This window comes from Rhodanobacter sp. UC4437_H4 (genome assembly GCF_052978425.1).
Genome location: NZ_CM129673.1, coordinates 2,000,401 through 2,020,505, shown reverse-complemented (window position 1 = coordinate 2,020,505; position 20,105 = coordinate 2,000,401). Strand labels below are relative to the sequence as shown.

The window sequence follows — 20,105 nt, the reverse complement described above, 5'->3', positions numbered from 1 at the left end:
GGCATGGCGCCGCCCGGGCGCACCGCGCGCGCCTTGGTTATGATTGACGTCTTGACTGGCGCCGCGCCATCCCCGAGCGCCGCACCAAAAGCCTTGCAGGAGTCATCATGGCCGACCTCAAAGAAGCCCGCGTCCCCGACATCGGCCACGACGGCGTGCCCGTCATCGAAGTACTGGTCAAGGCCGGCGACAGGGTCGAGAAGGACCAGAGCCTGGTCACGCTTGAATCGGACAAGGCCACGATGGAAGTGCCCGCGCCGTTCGCCGGCACCATCAAGGAGATGAAGCTCAAGGTGGGCGACGAGGTTTCCGAGGGCGCGGTGATCGCCCTCATCGAAGCCGACGGCGCAGCCGCCGAAGCGCCTGCCGCCAAGCCTGCCGCCGCAGCGCCGGCTCCGGCTCCGGCGGCTTCCGCGCCTGCCCCCGCCGAACCGAAGCCCGCCCCCGTCGCCGCCCCGGCCGCCCAGCCGGGCCACGCGCCCGAAGGCGACGTGTCGCCGCAGGCGCGCCCGCCGATGGATGCCAGCATCGTGATGCCCGGCGACGCGCCGTATGCCAGTCCCGCCGTGCGCGCCTTCGCGCGCGAGCTGGGCGTGGACATCCGCCAGGTCAAGGGCAGCGGCCGTGGTGGGCGCATCCAGCGCGACGATGTCAGCGGCTATGTCAAGCATGCGCTGGCCTCCGGTGCGCGGCCGTCGGGCGGGGCCAGCGCTGCGGTCGGCGGCCTCAGCCTGCTGCCGTGGCCGAAGGTCGACTTCGCCAAGTTCGGCGCGATCGAGGAGAAGCCGCTGTCGCGCATCCAGAAGATCTCCGGCGCGAACCTGGCGCGCAACTGGGCGATGATCCCGCACGTCACCCAGCACGAGGACGCCGACATCACCGAGATGGAGGCGTTCCGCAAGCAGCTCGGCGCCGAGAACAAGGAGCTGAAGATCAGCCCGCTGGTGTTCCAGATCAAGGCGGTGGTGGCCGCGCTGAAGGCGTTTCCGCAGTTCAACGCCTCGCTCGACGACTCGGGCGAGAAGCTGATCCTGAAGAAGTACTTCCACATCGGCATCGCGGTGGACACGCCCGACGGCCTGGTGGTGCCGGTGATCCGCGATTGCGACAAGAAGGGCCTGCTCGACCTGGCCCGCGACCTGGCCGAGATCTCGAAGAAGGCGCGCGACAAGAAGCTCGGCCCGGCCGAGATGTCCGGCGGCTGCTTCTCGATAAGCTCGCTCGGCGGCATCGGCGGCACCTACTTCACGCCGATCGTCAACGCGCCGGAAGTGGCCATCCTCGGCGTCTCCAAGTCGGTGACCAAGCCGGTGTGGAACGGCAAGGAATTCGCGCCGCGGCTGATCCTGCCGCTGTCGCTGTCGTACGACCATCGGGTGATCGACGGCGCGCTCGCCGCGCGCTTCGCCAGCTTCCTCGCCAATCAGCTCGGCGACATCCGCCGGCTGCTGCTCTGACGGGGGCGATGACCATGGCGAACACGATCGAGATCAAGGTTCCCGACATCGGCGGCCACGACAGCGTGCCGGTGATCGAAGTGCTGGTGAAAGTCGGCGACACGGTGGCGACGGAACAGAGCCTGATCACGCTGGAGTCGGACAAGGCGACCATGGAGATTCCCTCCAGCGCCGCCGGCGTGATCAGGGAGCTGAAGCTCAAGGTGGGCGACGAGGTTTCCGAGGGTGCGGTGATCGCCGTATTGGAAACCGACGGCGCAGCCGTCTCGCCGTCCCCCTCTCCCGCTTCGGGAGACGACCGCAAGGATGCGGGAGGTAGAGCAATGCAAGGAGCAATTGCCGAGGGCAGGGGTGAGGGTGCGGGGTCGCCGGGCAGCCCCAACGAAGAAGCGACCAAGAGCAGCCAGCCTCCTGCGAGCACCCACCCCTCACCTCAATCTTCTCTCCAGGGGAGAGAGGAAGCGAAGGCGCCGCAGGCGGCAGCGGCATCGTCCAAGCCCGCCGACATCGAGTGTCAGCTGGTCGTGCTCGGCTCCGGCCCCGGCGGCTATTCGGCCGCGTTCCGCGCCGCCGACCTCGGCGTCGACACCGTGCTGGTGGAGCGCTATGGCACGCTCGGCGGCGTCTGCCTCAACGTGGGCTGCATCCCGTCCAAGGCACTGCTGCATGCCGCCGCGGTGATCGACGAGGCCGCGGCGATGGCCGCGCACGGCGTCAGCTTCGGCGCACCGAAGATCGACCTCGACAAGCTGCGCAGCTTCAAGAGCAAGGTGGTCGGCCAGCTCACCGGCGGCCTCGCCACGATGGCGAAGCAGCGCAAGGTGCGCACGCTCGTGGGCACCGGCATGTTCGTGTCGCCGCACGAGATGGAAGTCCAGACGGCCGAAGGCACGAAGCTGATCCGCTTCGAGCACGCGATCATCGCCGCCGGTTCGCAGTCGGTGAAGCTCCCGGCGTTCCCGTGGGACGACGAGCGCGTGGTGGATTCCACCGGCGCGCTGGAACTCAAGGACGTGCCGAAGAACCTGCTGGTCGTCGGCGGCGGCATCATCGGGCTGGAAATGGCCACGGTGTACTCGGCACTGGGCAGCGCGGTGACCGTGGTCGAGTTCATGGACCAGCTGATCCCCGGCGCCGACGCCGACCTGATCAGGCCGCTGGCCAAGCGGCTGGGCAGCAGGCTCAAGGGCGTGCACCTGAAGACCAAGGTGGTCAGCGCCAAGGCGACGAAGAAGGGAATCGAGGTCGGCTACGAGGGCGACAGCATCCCCGAGACCACGCTGTTCGACCGCGTGCTGGTCGCGGTGGGCCGCTCGCCGAACGGCAACACGATCGGCGCGGACAAGGCCGGCGTGGCGGTGAGCGAGCGCGGCTTCATCAACGTCGACACGCAGATGCGCACCAACGTGCCGCACATCTACGCCATCGGCGACCTGGTCGGCCAGCCGATGCTGGCGCACAAGGCCACCCACGAGGCGCACGTCGCGGCGCAGGCCGTGGCCGGGCAGAAGAGCCACTTCGACGCGCGGGTGATCCCGTCGGTCGCCTACACCGACCCGGAAATCGCCTGGGTCGGCGTGACCGAGCGCGAGGCGAAGGAGAAGGGCCTGAAGGTCGGCGTCGGCAAGTTCCCGTGGGGCGCCTCGGGCCGTGCCATCGGCATCGACCGCACCGAGGGTTTCACCAAGCTGATCTTCGACGAAGACACCCACCGCATCGTCGGCGCCGGCATCGTCGGCGTGCACGCCGGCGACCTGATCTCCGAGCTGGCGCTGGCGATCGAGATGGGTGCCGAGGCGGCCGACATCGCGCTCACCATCCATCCGCATCCCACCCTGGGCGAGTCGGTCGGCATGGCGGCGGAAGTCTACGAAGGCACCATCACCGACCTGTACCTGCCGAAGAAGAAGTAGGCAGGGCGGTGGCGGAAAACGGAAGCCCGGGGTGATCCGGGCTTTTCCGCGGGCAGATCCGTAAGGTAGCGCGAGCGCCGGGCGCTCAAGGCAGCGAGGCCGCCATGTCATTGAAGGTATGCGTCGCCGGCGCCACGGGATGGGCCGGCTCCGAACTCGCCCGTGGCATCGCCGCGGCCGGGGACCTGGCACTGCTGAGCGCGGTGTCGCGTCGCCATGCCGGGCAGCTGCTCGGTGACGTGCTGGGCGAACCGCGGCTGGCGGCGCCGGTGTTCGCCACGACCACCGAGGCACTGGCGCAACCCTGCGACGTGTTTGTCGAGTACACCCATCCGGACAGCGCCAAGGCGAACATCCTCGCTGCGCTGGAGCAGGGCGCGCACGTGGTGGTGGGCACCTCGGGCCTCACCGACGCGGATTACGCGCAGATCGACGCGCTGGCGCGCGAGCGGCGGCGCGGCGTGCTGGCCTGCGGCAACTTCGCGCTGACCGCAGTGCTGCTGATCAAGTTCGCCGAGATGGCGGCCAAGCTGATCCCGCAGTGGGAACTCATCGACTACGCCGGCGCCGGCAAGCCGGACGCGCCCAGCGGCACCGTGCGCGAGCTGGCCACGCGCATGGGCAAGGTGCGCCAGCCGCAGCTGGAGGTGCCGCTGGAGCGGACGGTCGGCCTGCGCGAGACGCGTGGCGGCACGCTGGCCGGCAGCCAGGTGCACGCGTTGCGCCTGCCCGGTTTCGTGCTCGGCGCCGAGGCGATCTTCGGCCTGCCGGACCAGACCCTGACGATCCGCCACAACGCCGGCGGCAGCGCCAAGCCCTACGTGGACGGCGCGCTGCTGGCGATTCGCAAGGCGCCCGGCCTGCTCGGCCTGCACCGCGGGCTGGACGCCGTGCTGGATCTGTAGGAGCCCGCTGGCGGGCGATGCTTTTACGTCACGCGACGAAGAGCATCGCCCGCCAGCAGGCTCCTGCAAGCCGGGTGGAAGGGCATCGTGGCCGGCTCAGTTTGGCCGCTTCCCTATCTGCCGCTGCCATAGTCCCAGCAGCCACGACGCGCCGAGGCAGCCGCCCAGCGCCAGCAGCCAGTGCGTGGCCGGGGCGTGCGGGGCCGGCAGCAGCGCCGCGAACGAGGGCAGCCAGGTGCCGCCGTAGATCGCCACCACCGCGCCCGCGGCCACGGCCAGGGCAATCGCCAGCGCCAGCGCCAGCAGGGATTCGACCGAGCGACCGGCGGGACCGGCCGCGACCCGCGCAGCCAGCTGTCGCGCGAAATCCGCCGGCAGCGCGTCCGGCAACGGTTCGCGCAGGGTGCGCGCGAGCAGGCGGTAGCGTCGGCTGCGCGCATCGTCGCCGGTGGAGTCGAGCTGCAGGCGCTCGCGCCGCATGGCGTTTTCCTGCGCCAGCCATTCGCGCTCCTGCGCGGCGTCGTCGAAGGGCGGGATGTGGTCGTCGATGTGCTGGATCATGCTGCAACTCCGGTCCGTGTTTCGAGCGCACCGCGCAGGCGCAGGCGCGAGCGGAACAGGTGGCTCTTGATGGTGCCGTTGGCCAGTCCTGTCATCCGGGCGATCTCCGGAATGGTGGCCTCTTCGAGGTAGTACAGGGTCAGCAGCGTGCGCTGCAGGGGCGGCAACTGCTCGATCGCGGCGTGTAGGTGCCGCGCCGTTTCCTCATCCGCGCAGGCCGCCTCCAGGTCGAAGCCGTCGCCGATGTTTTCCACCAGCGCGTAGTCGTCGCTGTCGTCGCTGGGCTCGACCAGCGCAATGCGCTTGTGCTGCAGGTGGCGCAGCGCGATGGTGTACGCCACGCGGCCGATCCAGGATTTCAGCGCGCTCTCGCCGCGGTACTGGTGCAGGCACTGGTGCACGCGCAGGAAGGTGTCCTGGCACAGCTCGCGCGCGTCCTCCGGGTTGCGCACCATGCGCTGGATGATGTGCCAGCACAGCCCCTGGTGTTCGCGCACGAGGCGTTCGAACGCGCCCGGCCGGTTGGCCAGCACGGCGTCGACCAGCTCGCGGTCGGGGCTGCTGCGGATGTCATCCATGGGCAATGGATACGTGCCGGCGGGAAACGGTTGCGGCGATCTTGCTGCAACCGTTCGGTGAAAGCCCGTATCCAAGGTCACGAAGGTCCACCATCCGCCACCGAGGAGTCACCCCATGAATTTCGAAGCCCTGATCCCGATCAGCCTGTTCGTCTGCATTGCCTATGCCATCAAGGTCGTGGTCGACGCGCGGGTGCGCCAGCGCATGGTCGCCGCCGGTGGTTCGGCGGATCTGGTCGACTCGGTGCTGCGCGACGAGGAGCTGCGCCGGCGCCATTCCTCGTTGCGCTGGGGCATCGTGCTGGTCGCGCTGGCGCTCGGCTTCGGCCTGATCCAGTGGTTCGGCTGGCAGGACGTCACCCCCGGCATGGTCGCCGTGCTGGCCGGCGCCACCGGCCTGGGCAACCTGGCGTTCTTCGCGATCTCGCGCAAGCTCGCCTGAAGCTGGTTCAATGGCGGGCATCGCCGCGCTGTCGGCATGCCCGCATGAGCCGGTCGCGTGAACGAACAACTGCTGTTCAACCTGGTGGACCTGGCCGGCACGTTCGCGTTCGCGATCAGCGGCGCGACCGCAGCCAGGCGCGGCAACCTCGATCTGTTCGGCATCCTGGCAATCGCCTTCATCACCGCGTGCGGCGGCGGCATCGCGCGCGACCTGTGCATCGGCGCGATCCCGCCGGCCGGCCTGTCGGACTGGCGCTACCTGTTCACCGCCGTGGTCGCCGCGCTGCTGACCATCGTGGCCTATCCGTGGGTGGAGCGGCTGACCTATCCGGTGCGGCTGTTCGATGCGATGGGGCTGGGCCTGTTCGCGGTGTATGGCGCGCACAAGGCGCTGGCGTACGGCAACAACGCCGAGGTCGCGATCCTGCTCGGCATCGTCACCGCGGTCGGCGGCGGCATGGCGCGCGACGTGCTGCTGACCCGCGTGTCGATCGTGCTGCAGCGGGAGATCTACGCTTCGGCGGCGCTGATCGGCGCCGCACTGACGGTGCTTGGCGAACATCTCCACTGGCCGGCGGTGTGGGCGACCTGGCTGCCGATCCTGGTGTGCTTCGGCCTGCGCTTCCTGTCGCTGCGCCTGCACTGGAACCTGCCGCGCTTCGGACGCAGCAAGCCGCACTGACGTGCCGCTCTTCCTCCCGTGCGCGGCACGCACTGCCATTGGTCACCTTTGCCCGGTTGGCATCGCATGCTAGTTTTCCGGATTCGGGCGGGGAGCCCGTCATTCCAGGGAACTGCTACATGACTGCAGCGAGCGTGCGCATCGAGTCCGTCACCAAGCGTTTTTCCGGGCACACGGCGGTGAATCGCCTGTCCATGGAAATCCCCGGCGGCGGCATCTTCGGGCTGCTTGGCCCCAACGGCGCCGGCAAGTCCACCACGATCCGCCTGATCATGGGCATCCTGGAGCCGGACGAAGGCAGGATCGTGCTGTTCGACTCGCCGCACAACAGCCGCGCGCTGTCCCAGCGCATCGGCTACCTGCCGGAAGAGCGCGGGCTGTACAAGAAGATGAAGGTGCTCGACCACCTGATCTTCCTGGGCGAGACCAAGGGCATCGGCCGCGCCGACGCGCGCAAGCGCGCGCAGGCCTGGCTGGAGCGGCTCGGCGTCAGCGACTGGGCGCAGAAGAAGGTCGAGGACCTGTCCAAGGGCATGCAGCAGAAGGTGCAGTTCGCCGGCGCGCTGCTGCACGAGCCCGAGCTGGTGATCCTCGACGAACCGTTCTCCGGCCTCGACCCGGTCAATGCGCAGGTGATGAAGGACATCGTGGTGGCGATCGCCGCCGAGGGCCGCACCGTGCTGTTCTCCACCCACGTGATGGAGCAGGCCGAGCGCATGTGCGACCGCATCGCGATCATCGCGCGCGGCGAGATGGTGGTGAACGGCACGGTGGCGCAGGTCAAGGAGGATTTCGGCGGGCGCCACGTGGCGCTGGGCTTCACCCACGACAAGGCGCGCGCCGCGAACATCCTGGCCGATCGCGCGCTGATCGCCCGCGTCGACGATTATGGTGCCTCCGCCGAGCTGCAGATGGCCGATGGCGCCGACCCCGAACAACTGCTCGCGGCGCTGGTGCGCGAAGGCGTCGGCCTGCGCCGGTTCGAGGTGGTCGAACCGTCGCTGCATGCCATTTTCATCGCCAAGGTCGGCACCGAAGCCGCCACCGCCCACGCCGGAGTCGCCGCATGAAGAAGATCATTGCCGTTGTCCGCCGCGAGTTCGTCGAACGCGTGCGGACCAAGGCGTTCGTGATTTCCACCGTGCTGCTGCCGGTGTTCATGGTGGCGATGGTGCTGTTGCCCGCGCTGATGATGAGCGGCGGCGACCGCACCAGCCGCGTGGCGCTGGTGGACGCCTCCACCACGAATCTCGGCCAGCGCGTCAGCCAGGCACTCGGATCGGAAAAGATCGGCAAGGGAGCCGACGCCAAGTCGCGCTACACCGTGCAGGTGTTTCCGGCTACCGGCGATGATCTTGCCAAGGTGCGCGACGGGCTGATCGCCGAGACCGGTTTTTCCAGCAGCAAGAAGAAGGATGGCTGGAACGGCGTGCTGGTGCTCACCGACGAGACGCTGGCCACCGGCAAGCTTGCCTACTACGGCGGCAATGTCGGTTCGCTGGAAGCCATGAGCAAGTTGCAGCGCGTGGTGTCGAGTGCGCTGACCGGCGTGCGCCTGGCCAAGTCCGGCGTGGATACGGCCCTGCTCAAGGAGGCGATGAAGCCGGCCGACATGGACACCACCAAGGTCACCGACGGCAAGCAGACCGGCCAGAGCGGCACCGAGTCGTACCTGATCGCGTACTTCATGGGCTTCATCCTGTACATCGCGATCCTGATCTACGGCCAGCAGACGATGACCTCGGTGATCGAGGAAAAGACCTCGCGCATCATGGAGGTGCTGACCTCGTCGCTGACCCCGTTCCAGATGCTGCTGGGCAAGGTGCTCGGCGTGGGCCTGGCCGGGCTGGCGCAGATGGGGATCTGGGGCGGCACCGCGCTGGTGCTCAGCAGCCAGCGGTTGCCGCTGGCCGGCATGTTCGGCATGAGCGCCGATGCGGCGCAGAGCTTCCCGATCCCGAGCATGCCGCCGGGGTTGCTGGTGGTGTTCCTGCTGTATTTCGCGCTGGGTTTCATGCTCTACGGCGCGCTGTACGCGGCGATCGGCGCGATGTGCAACACGATCCAGGAGACCCAGCAGTACGCGATCTTCGTCACCGTGTTCATCATCGTGGGCTTCTTCGCGGTGTTCGCCCTGATCAAGGACCCGACCGGTCCGCTTGGCGTGACGATGTCCTACGTCCCGTTCTTCGCGCCGTTCACGATGCCCGTGCGCTGGTCGCTGACCTCGGTGCCGCCCATGGAACTGGTGTTGTCGCTGACGCTGATGGTGCTCGCCCTGCTGGCCTGCGTGTGGCTGGCCGCGAGGATCTACCGCACCGGTATCCTGATGTACGGCAAGAAGCCGTCGTGGGGCGAGCTGTGGCGCTGGATCAGGGCGTGATGCGGGTTCAGATGCGGTAGGCGACGGTCTTCATCAGCATCGAGCTCACGTGCATCAACTGCGGCAGGGGAAACGGCAGCTCGATGCCGCCACGCTGCTGCGCGGCTTCGGCGTGGCGGATCTCGTCGGCCTGCATGGTGGTCAGCACCGCGCGCGAGCGCGCATCCTGCGGCGGCAGCTTTTCCAGGTGTTCGGCCAGGTGGGTTTCCACCTGGCGTTCGGTTTCCACCACGAAACCGAGGCTGAGCGGGTCGCCGGCCAGTGCGGCGGCGGCACCGATGGCATAGCTGCCGGCGTACCACAGGGGATTGAGCAGGCTGGGGCGGCTGTGCAGTTGCTGCAGGCGTTCGGCGCACCAGGCCAGGTGGTCGGTCTCCTCGCTCGCGGCGTGCAGCAGGTGTTCGCGGTTGTCGGCGTCGCGCGCCAGCGCGGCCTGGCCCACGTAGAGCGCCTGGGCGCAGACCTCGCCGGTGTGGTTGACCCGCATCAGGCCGGCGGCGTGGCGGCGCTCGGTCTCGTCCAGGTCCGACTCGGCGATGCCGGCGGCGGGCGAGGGGCGTGTGGCGGGCGGCGTGCCCGCGATCGCTTCCAGGGCGCGTTCGCCGGCCATCAGCAGGCGATCGAGGCGGCTCAGGTGACGGATGCTCATGGTCTTCCAGGCGGCGGGCAGGGGCGGGACTTCTCAAGCCCGCCGGCGTTCATGCTATCATTGCCGACTCACAGCTCGCCGGCCGGTGGGCTTGCGCCCTGGATGACAGCTCCGCTATCATCTTGCGCCTTTGTTCCACCGAAGCATGCTTCCCATCATGGGTACCGCCTCCCGGCGGTCGACAGGTATTTGAAATGAAAACGTTCAGCGCCAATGCCGACAACGTCAAGCGCGACTGGTTCGTGGTCGATGCCACGGACAAGACGCTCGGTCGCCTGTCGACCGAGATCGCCCGTCGTCTGCGCGGCAAGCACAAGCCGGAATACACCCCGCATTGCGACACCGGCGATTATATCGTCGTGGTCAATGCCCAGAAGGTGCATGTCACCGGCGCCAAGCTGGACGACAAGATGTACCACCGCTTCACCGGCTACGTCGGCAACCTGAAGACCATGAGCCTGAAGGACCTGCTGGCGACCCACCCGGAGCGCGTGATCGAGATCGCCGTCAAGGGCATGCTGCCGAAGAACCCGCTGGGCCGCGAGATGTACCGCAAGCTCAAGGTGTACGGCGGCGCCGAACATCCGCATACCGCACAGCAGCCGCAGGCGCTGGAGATCTAAGGAAATGAGCATGACGACCCAGCAGAATTACGGCACTGGCCGCCGCAAGACCTCCGCCGCCCGCGTGTTCCTGCGCAAGGGCAGCGGCGCCATCGAAGTCAACGGCAAGTCGCTCGAGCAGTTCTTCGGTCGCGAGACCTCCTGCATGATCGTGCGCCAGCCGTTGGAACTGACCGAGAGCACCGGCAAGTTCGACATCAAGGTGACGGTCGCCGGTGGCGGCATCACCGGCCAGGCCGGCGCGATCCGCCTGGGCATCGCCCGCGCGCTGGTCGAGTACGACGAAAGCCTGAAGTCGCCGCTGCGCAAGGCCGGTTTCGTGACCCGCGACGCCCGCGAGGTCGAGCGCAAGAAGATCGGCCTGCACAAGGCCCGTCGTGCGACCCAGTTCTCCAAGCGCTAAACTGAAGCTCTACAGCCCCGTCGCCAAGCGGTAAGGCACCTGACTCTGACTCAGGCATTCGGTGGTTCGAATCCATCCGGGGCTGCCAAATCCGATCGAAAGCCCGCCTTCCGGCGGGCTTTTTCGTTGGCGCGGCCGGTTGTGGCAGCGATACGCAAATTCGCAGAAAATTACGTGATCTGGCGCGGCCTTACCCTTTTTTTCTGCATTGCAGCAGCGTAAAATTCCCGCTTTCCACGCTGTGAAACCTCGATGACGCCAGCCACTGACGATCCTGTCGGGCACGCCGACGTGCGCACGGTCGGCAGCACCGACGCGCTACCGATCGCCCCCGCCCTGGGGCTGTCGCTGGATGCGGCGCGGATGCCGCGCAAGTCCACCCTGGTCAACCACCGCATCCTGCTGATCAGCGTGCTGGCGGTGATCCTGGGCGTGGCCTCGGCCTACGTGGCGCAGCTGCTGATGCTGCTGATCAACCTCATCACCGACCTGTGCTACTACGGCCGCATCTCCGACGTGATCGGGCCGAACGCGAGGCCAGGTTCGTTCGTGTTGTCGCCGGCCGGCACTGCCATCGGCGCCTGGGTGATCCTGATGCCGGCCATCGGCGGCCTGACTGCCGGCATCATGGCGCGCTGGGGCTCGCGCGCGATCCAGGGTCACGGCATCCCCGAGGCAATGGAGCAGATCCTCACCAACGAATCGAACATCCCCGCGCGGATGACCTGGCTCAAGCCGGTGTCCTCCGCCTTCGCCATCGGCACCGGCGGTCCGTTCGGTGCCGAGGGCCCGATCATCTCCACCGGCGGCGCGCTGGGTTCGCTGATCGGGCAGTTGCTGCGCGTCACCGCCAACGAGCGCAAGGTGCTGCTGGCAGCCGGCGCGGCGGCGGGCATGGCGGCGGTGTTCGGTGCGCCGGTGGCCTCGCTGGTGCTGGCCGTGGAGCTGCTGCTGTTCGAATTGCGCCCGCGTTCGCTGATCCCGGTGGCGCTGGCCACGGTGACCGCGGTGGGCGTGCGCTACGCCAGCTACGGCGCGGCGCCGGTGTTCCCGATGCCCGACGTGCCCGAGCCCGGCAGCCTGGCGCTGGCCGGTTTCGTGCTGATCGGCGGGCTGGTCGGCTACGCCTCGATCTGGGTGACCCGCGCGGTGTACGGCGTCGAGGACCTGTTCGAGAAACTGCCGATCCATTGGATGTGGTGGCCCGTCATCGGAGCACTGGTCGCCGGTTTCGTGGGCTGGATCGACCCGCGCACCCTGGGCGTGGGCTACGACAACATCGACGCCCTGGTGCAGGGGCATTTCGGCCTTGCCGTGCTGCTCAGCTTCGGCGCGCTGAAATTCATCTCCTGGGTGATCTCGCTGGGCAGCGGCACCTCCGGCGGCACGCTGGCGCCGCTGTTCATGATCGGCGGTTCGCTCGGCGCGGCGCTGGCCATCGGCTTCAACTACGCGCTGCCGGCATTCCACATCGACCTGCGCATCGCGGCGCTGGTGGGCATGGCGGCGATCTTCGCCGGCTCCTCGCGCGCACTGCTCACCGCCGTGGTGTTCGCCTTCGAGACCACGCGCCAGCCGGCGGCGCTGTTGCCGCTGCTGGGCGGCTGCACGGCGGCCTACCTGATCTCGGCGCTGATCATGCGCAACACCATCATGACCGAGAAGATCGCCCGCCGCGGCGTGCGCGTGCCCTCGGAATACGCCGCCGACTACCTGGAGCAGGTCAGCGTGGGCACGGCCTGTTCGCGCGACGTGGCCACGCTCAAGACCACCCAGGCGCTGGCCGAGGTACGTCGCTGGCTGAACGACGAGGCGCCGCACTCGCATCACCAGGGTTTCCCCGTGGTGGACGAGCGCGGCCGCGTGCAGGGCGTGCTGACCCGGCGCAGCCTGCTCGATCCGCAGTGGCATTACACGCTGACCCTGGGTGAGCTGATCACGCGCCCGCCGGTCGCGGTGAACGAGAACCACTCGCTGCGCGAAGCGGCCGACCACATGGTGGCCGAAAGCGTAGGCCGCGTGGTGGTGGTGAGCAAGGACGACCCGCACAAGCTGGTCGGCATCCTCACCCGCGGCGACATCCTGGCCGCGCACGGCAAGCGGCTGCGCGAGGCGCGCTACGCCGGACGCCACATCAAGCTCGGCAAGTCGAACAAGCCAAGCCCCGCCGCGTAGGGCAGGCACGGCCCGCCGCCCTCCCGCGAGCACCGACGACAGCGGCGCGCCGCGAGCGCCGCTCCGACTTACATCTCGCGATCGCCGACCAGCACCACGTCGGCCGGCCGGCGCGCGAACAGGCCGACGGTGACGATGCCCGGGAGCTGGTTCAGCTTCTCCTCCAGTCCTACCGGGTCGGTGATCTGCCAGCCGTGTACGTCGATGATCCAGTTGCCGTTGTCGGTGACCACGCCATCGCGCCATACCGGATTGCCGCCCAGCTTGACGATCTCGCGGCCGATCAGGCTGCGCGCCATCGGGATCACCTCGATCGGCACCGGGAACTTGCCGAGCAGCTCGACCTGCTTGCTGGAATCGATGATGCAGACGAACTTGTCGCTGGCCGCGGCGACGATCTTCTCGCGCGTGAGCGCCGCGCCGCCGCCCTTGATCAGCCGCTTGTGCCCGTCGCACTCGTCGGCGCCGTCGATGTAGATCGACAGCGGGCCGGTCGCGTTGAGGTCGAGCACCGGGATGCCGAGCTTCTTCAAGTGCGCGGTGGATTGCTCCGAGCTGGACACCGCACCCTGGATGCGATCCTTCAGGTCGGCCAGCGCGTCGATGAAGAACGCCACGGTGGAACCGGTGCCCACGCCGACGATGGCGCCATCCTCGACATAGCGGATCGCGGCTTCGCCGGCCTGGCGTTTTTCGTTGGCGTTGCTCATGGGGGTGCGGTCCCGAAGAAAACCGCATTATGGCGGTCAGCAGTCCGCGCGGCGAGCACGGCTCTTGGGGCTCCCGATTCGGGGGGCGGGCAATGCCACCCTGCGAGCGGAGCCCGGTGGATGCGGGTCATCACTCGAGAGCGAGGATGTACTCCCAGTGCGCCGCCTCCACCGGCATCACCGACAGCCGGTTGCCCTTGCGCAGCAGGGCCATGCCCTCCAGCGCGGGATCGCCCTTGAGCTCGTCCAGGCTGATCGTGCGCTTGAGCTTCTTCACGAACTTCACGTCGACCAGCATCCAGCGCGGGTTGTCGCGCGAGCTGCCGGCGTCGAAGTACTTGCTCTTGGGATCGAACTGGCTGGGATCGGGGTAGGCGTCAGTGGCCACTTCGGCGATGCCGACAATGCCGGGTACGGCGCAGTTGGAGTGGTAGAAGAACACCTTGTCGCCGGGACGCATGCCGTCGCGCATGAAGTTGCGCGCCTGGTAGTTGCGCACGCCGTCCCAGGGTTCGCGCTTCTTGCGTTTCAGGTCATCGATCGAGAAGGCGTCCGGTTCGGACTTCATCAGCCAGTGGTTCATGCGGCGTGCTCCGGCGAGTCAGGATGGTCGGGACCGGTGCGGTTGCAGTCGATCAGTTCGCGTTCGGTGGCGACGAAATCCAGCGGCACGTCCCAGTCCTGCTCGTCGATCTCGGGCAGTTCCTGGAACGCATAGGCGATGCCGACCAGCAGTGGTTCGGTGGGGCGCACCTGTTCATTGAGGAAGGCGAAGCCGCGGTCGTAGTAGCCGCCGCCGTGGCCGAGCCGGTTGCCGCGGCGGTCGAAGCCGAGCAACGGGACCAGCACCAGGTCGAGCTGGAACGGTTCGAACAGTTCGCCCGGCTGCGCCGGTTCGGGAATGCCGTAGCGGTTGGCCTCCACCGCGTCGCCGGGCTTCCAGGCGGCAAAGCGCAGCTGCCGGCCCGGGCCGGTCACCGGCAACAGAAACTGCTGCCCGCGCGTGGCCAGCGGCGGGATCACCAGGTTCAGCGGCAGCTCGCCGTGGCTGGCCCAGTAGCCGGCGACCCGCTGGTCGGTGAAGTACTCCGGAAGTTGTTCCAGGCTGCGGCGCAGACCCTGCGCGGCCGTGATGCGTTCGGTGGGGGGCAGCGCGCGGCGCTGCTGGGCCAGGCGCTGGCGAAGCTCGCGGCGTTGGGCGGGGGCGTCCACGTGTCGCTCGGCTCCGTCATGGGTGCGCCCTGTTCGTCATCCGGCAATCCGGATGACGAACAGGGCGGGAATCAAGTGGCGTAAACCGCAATGCCGCTGCCCACCAAACGACCTTGATCCACGATGGATCAGGTGGGAGGGCAACATGGCCTCGAGGCTTTCCGCACGCGGCGGACATGCACAACAGCCGATGTAGAGCCGACCCGGGGCCGTATTTAGGAACAAGGCAAATGTAAGAGTGTGCTGGCGAACACCGCAGAAAACGCCGAGGTCAATTCTAGGCGCTTGCCCGGAAATGTCCACCGTTCGCCACGGCGCGGCGCGCGCCGTTCAGGACTTGGCCGGGTCGCCTTCGAGCGCCGCGCTGAGCTTGCTGCGCAGGCTGGCCAGCCCGTCGCTGAGGCGCTGGTTCTGCCCCTCGTGCTGCTTGCGCAGGATGATGAACTCGTGCGCGACGCTGATCGCCGCGAGTACGGCAAGGCGCTCGAAGCCCGGTGCCTTGGCGTGGGCGCGCAATTCGCGCATCTTGCGGTCGAGGTATCCGGCCGCCTCCAGCAGGCCTTCGCGTTCTTCCGGCGCGCAGGCGATCAGGAATTCGCGATCGATGAGTCGCAGCGCGACCGGTTCAGTGCTGGACATGGGTTCGGTCAACCGTTGCTCTCAAGCGATTTCAGCCGCTGGATCATCGCCTCGACCCGGCTGCGTGCCTGCTCGTTGCGTGCCAGCAGGCCGGCGCGTTCGCCGGAAAGCTGCTCCTGGCTCTGGCGCAGGCTGCGGTTCTCCTCGCTGAGCCGGCGCACGGTATCGAGCAGGCGATCCATCTGCTGGCCCAGGGCGGCCAACTCTTGCTGGACAGGGTCAACATGGTCTGGCGTGCTCATGCGCGAAACTATAGCAGGACGCCGGCGGATTTCCGCCTCGTGGCGCACGCTGCCGGCAGCGTGCGGCGGCTGCATTAAACTTGGCTCACTGACCGCAGGACAAGCGCCGTGACCGATACCGACGAGATGGACCACGAGGAGCTGCAGGCATTGGTCGTGCGGCTGCGCCTGGGCACCAGCGCCAGCGAATTGCATGGCTCGCTGACCGGCTACCTGGCCGGTGGCGGGGCGGTGGGCGGCGATGCGCTGCTCGGCGTGCTGGAACTGGATGGCGAGGCAACCGAACCCACCGCCACGGACCGCGCCGAACTCGATGCACTGGCACGGCAGAGCCAGGCGGCGCTGGTCGATGCCGAGCTGGGCTTCGAGCCGCTGCTGCCGGCGGACGACCGCCCGCTGCACGAACGCGCCGACGCCGTGGTGGAATGGTGCCGCGGCTTTCTCGGCGGCTTCGGCCTGGCCGGCGCCGCCGTCCAGGCGTCGCTGTCGGGCGAGGCGCAGGAGGTACTGCGCGACTTGGGCACGATCGCCGGCTCCTCGTTCGATTTCGGCAACGAGAGCGAGGACGAGGACGCGCTGATCGAGGTGCACGAATTCGTGCGCATGGCGGCGATGCTGCTGTTCGCCGAGTGCGGCGCGCGCGATGGCGTTGGCGGGAACACCGTGCATTGAATGCTCCCACGGCCAGCCTGGCGGGGCTTGCGATCGCCGCCGAGGAGTTCGCGCGCCGCCGCCGCCAGCTGATGCAGATGGCCGGCCCCGACGCGGTGCTGCTGGTGGCCGCCGCGCCCGAGCGCATGCGCAACGCCGATGCGGCGTGGCCGTATCGGCAGAACTCCGACTTCCACTATCTGGCCGGCTTCCCCGAGCCCGATGCCGTGCTGGCGCTGCTGCCCGGACGCGCGCATGGCGAGGCGGTGCTGTTCTGTCGCGAGCGCGACATCGAGCACGAGCGCTGGCATGGCCCCAGCATCGGCACCGAGCAGGCGGTGGCGGCCTGGGGCATGGACGATGCGTTCCCGATCGACGATATCGACGACATCCTGCCGGGCATGATCGAGGGCCGCGCGCGGGTGTACTGCCACTTCGGCCACGAGCCCGCGTTCGACGCGCAATTGCTGGGCTGGATGCGCCGCCTGCGCCAGTTGCGCGGCGGCGGCGTGGTGCCCAAGGAGTTCGTCGCGCTGGGCCACTTGCTGCACGATCTGCGCCTGTTCAAGTCGCGCGCCGAACTCAAGCTGATGCGCGCTTCTGCGGCGATCGCGGTGGAGGCGCAACTGGCCGCGCTGCGGCTGGCGCGGCCGGGTCGTCACGAGTACGAGGTCGAAGCCGAACTGCTGGGCACGATCCGCCGCCACGGCGCGGTGCCCGCGTTTGCGCCCACCGTGGCCGGCGGCGCGAATGCCTGCGTGATGCACTACCAGGGCAATCGCGCACCGCTGCGCGAGGGCGAGCTGCTGTTGATCGACGCGGGCGCGGAACTCGATTGCTACGCCTCGGACATCAGCCGCACGTTTCCGCCCAACGGTCGCTACAGCCGCGAGCAGCGCGCGCTGTACGAGGTGGTGCTGGCCGCGCAGCTGGCGGCGATCGAGCAGGTGCGGCCCGGCCTGCCGTTCAACGCCGCGCACGGTGCGGCGGTGCGCGTGCTGAGCGAAGGCCTGTGCGCGCTCGGCCTGCTCGACGGCGATGCGGACGCGGCGGTCGCCAGCGGCAGCTACCGGCGGTTCTTCGCCGCCAAGACCGGCCACTGGCTGGGCCTTGACGTGCACGACGTGGGCGACTACCGCATCGACGGCGAATCGCGCCTGCTCGAACCGGGCATGGTGCTGACGGTGGAACCGGGGCTGTACGTGGCGCCGGACGATCGCTCGGTGGCCGAGCGCTGGCGCGGCATCGGCATCCGCATCGAGGACGACGTGGCGGTGACCCGCGACGGCCACGAGGTGCTGACGGCGGCGATGCCGAAGGACCCGGTCGAGATCGAGGCGCTGCTCGCGGGGCGCTGATCCCCGCGCGGCGAAACGCCACGCGGCGTACCGCCGCGCACCACGAGGCGTGCACGTTTGCCGGCTTATAGTCGGGCGATCCAAGCCGCAGGCGATGACGATGACGGCCGAGTTCCTGTCGCGGATCCAGTTCGGTTTCGTGATGTCGTTCCACATCCTGTTTCCCGCGTTCACCATCGGCCTGGCGAGCTGGCTGGTGTTCCTGGAGGCGCTGTGGCTGCGTCGGCGCAGCGAGATGCTGCGCGACCTGTACTTCTTCTGGCTCAAGGTGTTTGCCGGTTCGTTCGGCCTGGGCGTGGTCTCGGGCATCGTGATGAGTTTCCAGTTCGGCACCAACTGGGCCGGCCTCTCCACCGTGGCCGGCAACGTGCTCGGGCCGCTGCTCAACTACGAGGTGATGACGGCGTTCTTCCTGGAGGCCACCTTCCTCGGCGTGATGCTGTTCGGCTGGAATCGCGTGGGCCACCGCACGCATTTCTTCGCCACCTGCATGGTCGCGCTGGGCACGCTGATCTCCAGCTTCTGGATACTGGCGGCGAACAGCTGGATGCAAACGCCGCAGGGCTACGCGGTCGTCGGCGGGGTGATCCATGCCACCGACTGGTGGGCGGCGATCTTCAACCCGTCGTTCCCGACCCGGCTGGTGCACATGGTGCTGGCGTGCTTCCTGAGCACGGCACTGGTGATCGGCGGCGTGGCGGCGTGGTATCTGCTGCGCGGCATCTGGCAGGACAAGGCGCGGCTGATGCTGCGCTGCGCGCTGGTGCTGGTGGCGTTGGTGATCCCGTTGCAGATCTTCGTGGGCGATCTCTCCGGCCTGGTGGTGCGCGAGTACCAGCCGGCCAAGCTGGCGGCGATCGAGGCACGCTGGACCACCGGGAAAAGCGTGCCGCTGACCCTGTTCGCGTGGCCGGACGAGAAGGCCGAGCGCAACGATTACGCGCTCGACGTGCCGCACCTGGGCAGCCTGATCCTCACCCACAGCTGGAGCGGCGAAGTGCGGGGGCTGAAGGATTTTCCCGTGCACGACCGCCCGCCGGTCGCCGCGCCGTTCTTCAGTTTCCGCATCATGGTCGGCCTCGGCGTGCTGATGTTGCTGCTGGCACTGACGGGCGTGCTGCTGTGGTGGCGCCGACGCCTGTTCGAGCACCGCTGGTACCTGCGCTGCTGGATCGCGATGATGCCGGCCGGTTTCATTGCCCTGCTCACCGGCTGGTACACCGCCGAGATCGGCCGCCAGCCGTGGGTGGTCTACGGCGTGATGCGCACGGCCGACGCCGCCAGCGTGCTGGCCGCTTCCAGCGTGATGACCTCGCTGATCGTGTATTTCGTCACCTACATGATCCTGTTCGGCTTCGGCAGCTGGTACCTGCTCAAGGTGCTGCGCCGCGGGCCGGAGGCCGCGCCGCCGCGGTTCGGCACCGCGGCGCGGCCGCTGGCCGTGGTCGACGATGGCGGGGAGGACTGAGCATGGACCTTGCCACGACGCTGCCGGTGGTGTGGTTCCTGATCATCGGCTTCGCGATCATGATGTACGTGCTGCTGGACGGCTTCGTGCTCGGCATCGGCATCCTCACTCCGTTCGCCGACGACGAGGCGCAGCAGGAGCTGATGATGAACACCGCCGCGCCGATCTGGGACGGCAACGAGACCTGGCTGGTGATGGGCGGCGCCGGGCTGATGGCGGCGTTCCCGCGCGCCTATGCGGTGATCCTGTCCAGCCTGTACCTGCCGGTGCTGGCGATGCTGATCGCGCTGATCTTCCGCGGCGTGGCGTTCGAGTTCCGCTTTCGGGCGCATACCTCGCGACGCGTCTGGGGCGTGGGGTTCCACCTGGGCTCGGTGGTCGCGGCGTTCGCGCAAGGCCTGATGCTGGGCGCCATCGTCGAAGGCATGCCGGCCGAGGGCGGCAAGTACCTGCATGGTGCGTTCGCCTGGTTCAGTCCGTTCGCGGTGATGACCGGCATGGCGCTGGTGTTCGGCTACGGCCTGCTCGGCGCCACCTGGCTGGTGCTCAAGACCGAAGGGCGGCCGCAGCGCATCGCACGCGACCTGACCCGGCCGCTGATGCTGGCGGTGATCGCGTTCATGGTGATGGTGAGCGCGTGGCTGCCGTTCCTCGATTCGCGGTTGATGGATCGCTGGTTCGCCTGGCCGAACTTGCTGTATCTGTCGCCGCTGCCGATCCTCACCGTGGCAGTCGCCGCCTGGTTGTGGCGCGCGGTGCTGGCCAATCGCGAGGTGGCGCCGTTCGTGCTCGCGCTGAGCTTTTTCGCGCTGGGCTTCCTCGGCCTGGTGGCCGGCATGTGGCCGAACATCGTGCCGCCCGACATGAGCATCTGGGACGCGGCCTCGCCACCCTCCAGCCAGGGTTTCGTGCTGGTCGGCGCGGCCGTCATGATCCCGGTGGTGTTGTTCTATACCGCGTACTCGTACCGCGTGTTCCGCGGCAAGGTGCGCGCGGGCGAGGGGTATCACTGATTGGAGCAGGGAATCGGGAATGGGGAATAGGGAATAGAA

Annotated in this window: 22 protein-coding genes, 1 tRNA gene and 1 other RNA gene; 15 read left to right on the top strand and 9 right to left on the bottom strand. The window is 68.3% G+C overall.

Features of this window, described 5'->3' with window-relative positions; all coding sequences use genetic code 11:
* Positions 1 to 107 precede the first annotated feature (107 nt).
* From aceF to dapB, 3 genes are all read left to right on the top strand, one after another.
* Positions 108 to 1,457, top strand: coding sequence for a dihydrolipoyllysine-residue acetyltransferase (gene aceF / locus ACVCL3_RS09415; protein ID WP_447101086.1), 1,350 nt, complete (start codon positions 108 to 110; stop codon positions 1,455 to 1,457).
* Between the two features lie 14 nt (positions 1,458 to 1,471).
* Positions 1,472 to 3,370, top strand: a complete 1,899-nt coding sequence (gene lpdA / locus ACVCL3_RS09410) for a dihydrolipoyl dehydrogenase (protein ID WP_447101085.1) — start codon at positions 1,472 to 1,474, stop codon at positions 3,368 to 3,370.
* Positions 3,371 to 3,474: 104 nt separating this feature from the next.
* Entirely contained in the window at positions 3,475 to 4,275 is an 801-nt protein-coding gene (dapB, locus tag ACVCL3_RS09405) for a 4-hydroxy-tetrahydrodipicolinate reductase (protein ID WP_447097440.1), read from the top strand.
* A 96-nt stretch (positions 4,276 to 4,371) separates the two neighbouring features.
* On the opposite strand, the gene ACVCL3_RS09400 is transcribed toward dapB, so the two are convergent.
* Both ACVCL3_RS09400 and ACVCL3_RS09395 read right to left on the bottom strand, forming a co-directional pair.
* Positions 4,372 to 4,836, bottom strand: coding sequence for a hypothetical protein (locus ACVCL3_RS09400; RefSeq protein WP_447097439.1), 465 nt, complete (start codon positions 4,834 to 4,836; stop codon positions 4,372 to 4,374).
* Positions 4,833 to 5,414: an RNA polymerase sigma factor gene (locus tag ACVCL3_RS09395; RefSeq protein WP_395121126.1), complete on the bottom strand. Its 582-nt coding sequence runs from the start codon at positions 5,412 to 5,414 to the stop codon at positions 4,833 to 4,835. The genes ACVCL3_RS09400 and ACVCL3_RS09395 overlap by 4 nt, the downstream gene beginning before the upstream one ends.
* 115 nt (positions 5,415 to 5,529) lie before the next feature.
* On the opposite strand from ACVCL3_RS09395, the gene ACVCL3_RS09390 reads away from it, so the two are divergent.
* From ACVCL3_RS09390 to ACVCL3_RS09375, 4 genes are all read left to right on the top strand, one after another.
* Entirely contained in the window at positions 5,530 to 5,856 is a 327-nt protein-coding gene (locus tag ACVCL3_RS09390) for a hypothetical protein (protein ID WP_395121128.1), read from the top strand.
* Positions 5,857 to 5,913: 57 nt separating this feature from the next.
* The gene (locus ACVCL3_RS09385; protein ID WP_447101084.1) at positions 5,914 to 6,540 is read left to right on the top strand and encodes a trimeric intracellular cation channel family protein; all 627 of its coding nucleotides are present in this window, start codon (positions 5,914 to 5,916) and stop codon (positions 6,538 to 6,540) included.
* Between the two features lie 119 nt (positions 6,541 to 6,659).
* The gene (locus ACVCL3_RS09380) at positions 6,660 to 7,610 is read left to right on the top strand and encodes an ABC transporter ATP-binding protein (RefSeq protein WP_447101083.1); all 951 of its coding nucleotides are present in this window, start codon (positions 6,660 to 6,662) and stop codon (positions 7,608 to 7,610) included.
* Positions 7,607 to 8,923, top strand: coding sequence for an ABC transporter permease (locus tag ACVCL3_RS09375; protein WP_136257288.1), 1,317 nt, complete (start codon positions 7,607 to 7,609; stop codon positions 8,921 to 8,923). The genes ACVCL3_RS09380 and ACVCL3_RS09375 overlap by 4 nt, the downstream gene beginning before the upstream one ends.
* A 7-nt stretch (positions 8,924 to 8,930) precedes the next feature.
* Here ACVCL3_RS09375 and coq7 read toward each other — a convergent pair whose 3' ends face one another.
* Positions 8,931 to 9,572 (bottom strand): 2-polyprenyl-3-methyl-6-methoxy-1,4-benzoquinone monooxygenase, encoded by a 642-nt coding sequence (gene coq7, locus ACVCL3_RS09370; RefSeq protein WP_395121133.1) that lies wholly within the window; start codon positions 9,570 to 9,572, stop codon positions 8,931 to 8,933.
* Between the two features lie 194 nt (positions 9,573 to 9,766).
* Here coq7 and rplM point away from each other — a divergent pair, with 194 nt between their 5' ends.
* The 4 genes from rplM (at position 9,767) to ACVCL3_RS09350 (ending at position 12,773) form a co-directional block, all read left to right on the top strand.
* Complete coding sequence (gene rplM / locus ACVCL3_RS09365; protein WP_136258848.1) at positions 9,767 to 10,195, top strand: 50S ribosomal protein L13; 429 nt, start codon at positions 9,767 to 9,769, stop codon at positions 10,193 to 10,195.
* Positions 10,196 to 10,205: 10 nt separating this feature from the next.
* Positions 10,206 to 10,598 carry a 30S ribosomal protein S9 gene (rpsI, locus tag ACVCL3_RS09360; protein ID WP_136258847.1) on the top strand — a complete coding sequence of 131 codons (393 nt, stop codon included), beginning with the start codon at positions 10,206 to 10,208 and terminating at the stop codon, positions 10,596 to 10,598.
* Between the two features lie 13 nt (positions 10,599 to 10,611).
* Positions 10,612 to 10,686: transfer RNA gene (locus ACVCL3_RS09355), tRNA-Gln, on the top strand.
* A gap of 164 nt (positions 10,687 to 10,850) precedes the next feature.
* The gene (locus ACVCL3_RS09350; protein WP_395121135.1) at positions 10,851 to 12,773 is read left to right on the top strand and encodes a chloride channel protein; all 1,923 of its coding nucleotides are present in this window, start codon (positions 10,851 to 10,853) and stop codon (positions 12,771 to 12,773) included.
* A gap of 68 nt (positions 12,774 to 12,841) precedes the next feature.
* On the opposite strand, the gene rpiA is transcribed toward ACVCL3_RS09350, so the two are convergent.
* The 6 genes from rpiA to ACVCL3_RS09320 form a co-directional block, all read right to left on the bottom strand.
* On the bottom strand, positions 12,842 to 13,483 hold the full coding sequence (rpiA, locus tag ACVCL3_RS09345) for a ribose-5-phosphate isomerase RpiA (RefSeq protein ID WP_447101082.1): 642 nt from the start codon (positions 13,481 to 13,483) through the stop codon (positions 12,842 to 12,844).
* Positions 13,484 to 13,613: 130 nt separating this feature from the next.
* Positions 13,614 to 14,066, bottom strand: coding sequence for an EVE domain-containing protein (locus ACVCL3_RS09340; RefSeq protein ID WP_395121139.1), 453 nt, complete (start codon positions 14,064 to 14,066; stop codon positions 13,614 to 13,616).
* Positions 14,063 to 14,695 (bottom strand): 5-formyltetrahydrofolate cyclo-ligase, encoded by a 633-nt coding sequence (locus tag ACVCL3_RS09335; protein ID WP_447101081.1) that lies wholly within the window; start codon positions 14,693 to 14,695, stop codon positions 14,063 to 14,065. The genes ACVCL3_RS09340 and ACVCL3_RS09335 overlap by 4 nt, the downstream gene beginning before the upstream one ends.
* Before the next feature lie 78 nt (positions 14,696 to 14,773).
* A non-coding RNA gene (gene ssrS, locus ACVCL3_RS09330) (6S RNA) lies at positions 14,774 to 14,960 on the bottom strand.
* A 65-nt stretch (positions 14,961 to 15,025) separates the two neighbouring features.
* Entirely contained in the window at positions 15,026 to 15,334 is a 309-nt protein-coding gene (locus tag ACVCL3_RS09325) for a cell division protein ZapA (protein WP_395121142.1), read from the bottom strand.
* 8 nt (positions 15,335 to 15,342) lie between these two features.
* Positions 15,343 to 15,576, bottom strand: a complete 234-nt coding sequence (locus tag ACVCL3_RS09320; protein WP_136258838.1) for a TIGR02449 family protein — start codon at positions 15,574 to 15,576, stop codon at positions 15,343 to 15,345.
* Positions 15,577 to 15,684: 108 nt separating this feature from the next.
* Between ACVCL3_RS09320 and ACVCL3_RS09315 the strand changes: the two genes are divergently transcribed.
* The 4 genes from ACVCL3_RS09315 (at position 15,685) to cydB (ending at position 20,066) form a co-directional block, all read left to right on the top strand.
* Entirely contained in the window at positions 15,685 to 16,248 is a 564-nt protein-coding gene (locus ACVCL3_RS09315; protein ID WP_447101080.1) for a UPF0149 family protein, read from the top strand.
* A 71-nt stretch (positions 16,249 to 16,319) separates the two neighbouring features.
* Positions 16,320 to 17,585, top strand: a complete 1,266-nt coding sequence (locus ACVCL3_RS09310) for an aminopeptidase P N-terminal domain-containing protein (RefSeq protein WP_447099591.1) — start codon at positions 16,320 to 16,322, stop codon at positions 17,583 to 17,585.
* 100 nt (positions 17,586 to 17,685) lie between these two features.
* On the top strand, positions 17,686 to 19,053 hold the full coding sequence (locus tag ACVCL3_RS09305; protein ID WP_447101079.1) for a cytochrome ubiquinol oxidase subunit I: 1,368 nt from the start codon (positions 17,686 to 17,688) through the stop codon (positions 19,051 to 19,053).
* 2 nt (positions 19,054 to 19,055) lie between these two features.
* Complete coding sequence (gene cydB, locus ACVCL3_RS09300; RefSeq protein WP_447101078.1) at positions 19,056 to 20,066, top strand: cytochrome d ubiquinol oxidase subunit II; 1,011 nt, start codon at positions 19,056 to 19,058, stop codon at positions 20,064 to 20,066.
* Positions 20,067 to 20,105: the final 39 nt, after the last annotated feature.

What these genes read in the sequence shown, in the direction of transcription:
- ACVCL3_RS09325 (WP_395121142.1), bottom strand. Translation starts at nt 15,334, where the DNA reads ATGTCCAGCACTGAACCGGTCGCGCTGCGACTCATCGATCGCGAATTC.
- coq7 (WP_395121133.1), bottom strand. Translation starts at nt 9,572, where the DNA reads ATGAGCATCCGTCACCTGAGCCGCCTCGATCGCCTGCTGATGGCCGGC.
- ACVCL3_RS09340 (WP_395121139.1), bottom strand. Translation starts at nt 14,066, where the DNA reads ATGAACCACTGGCTGATGAAGTCCGAACCGGACGCCTTCTCGATCGAT.
- rpsI (WP_136258847.1), top strand. Translation starts at nt 10,206, where the DNA reads ATGACGACCCAGCAGAATTACGGCACTGGCCGCCGCAAGACCTCCGCC.
- aceF (WP_447101086.1), top strand. Translation starts at nt 108, where the DNA reads ATGGCCGACCTCAAAGAAGCCCGCGTCCCCGACATCGGCCACGACGGC.
- ACVCL3_RS09395 (WP_395121126.1), bottom strand. Translation starts at nt 5,414, where the DNA reads ATGGATGACATCCGCAGCAGCCCCGACCGCGAGCTGGTCGACGCCGTG.
- dapB (WP_447097440.1), top strand. Translation starts at nt 3,475, where the DNA reads ATGTCATTGAAGGTATGCGTCGCCGGCGCCACGGGATGGGCCGGCTCC.
- ACVCL3_RS09310 (WP_447099591.1), top strand. Translation starts at nt 16,320, where the DNA reads ATGCAGATGGCCGGCCCCGACGCGGTGCTGCTGGTGGCCGCCGCGCCC.
- ACVCL3_RS09400 (WP_447097439.1), bottom strand. Translation starts at nt 4,836, where the DNA reads ATGATCCAGCACATCGACGACCACATCCCGCCCTTCGACGACGCCGCG.
- lpdA (WP_447101085.1), top strand. Translation starts at nt 1,472, where the DNA reads ATGGCGAACACGATCGAGATCAAGGTTCCCGACATCGGCGGCCACGAC.
- rpiA (WP_447101082.1), bottom strand. Translation starts at nt 13,483, where the DNA reads ATGAGCAACGCCAACGAAAAACGCCAGGCCGGCGAAGCCGCGATCCGC.
- rplM (WP_136258848.1), top strand. Translation starts at nt 9,767, where the DNA reads ATGAAAACGTTCAGCGCCAATGCCGACAACGTCAAGCGCGACTGGTTC.
- ACVCL3_RS09350 (WP_395121135.1), top strand. Translation starts at nt 10,851, where the DNA reads ATGACGCCAGCCACTGACGATCCTGTCGGGCACGCCGACGTGCGCACG.
- ACVCL3_RS09375 (WP_136257288.1), top strand. Translation starts at nt 7,607, where the DNA reads ATGAAGAAGATCATTGCCGTTGTCCGCCGCGAGTTCGTCGAACGCGTG.
- ACVCL3_RS09390 (WP_395121128.1), top strand. Translation starts at nt 5,530, where the DNA reads ATGAATTTCGAAGCCCTGATCCCGATCAGCCTGTTCGTCTGCATTGCC.
- cydB (WP_447101078.1), top strand. Translation starts at nt 19,056, where the DNA reads ATGGACCTTGCCACGACGCTGCCGGTGGTGTGGTTCCTGATCATCGGC.
- ACVCL3_RS09380 (WP_447101083.1), top strand. Translation starts at nt 6,660, where the DNA reads ATGACTGCAGCGAGCGTGCGCATCGAGTCCGTCACCAAGCGTTTTTCC.
- ACVCL3_RS09320 (WP_136258838.1), bottom strand. Translation starts at nt 15,576, where the DNA reads ATGAGCACGCCAGACCATGTTGACCCTGTCCAGCAAGAGTTGGCCGCC.
- ACVCL3_RS09305 (WP_447101079.1), top strand. Translation starts at nt 17,686, where the DNA reads ATGACGGCCGAGTTCCTGTCGCGGATCCAGTTCGGTTTCGTGATGTCG.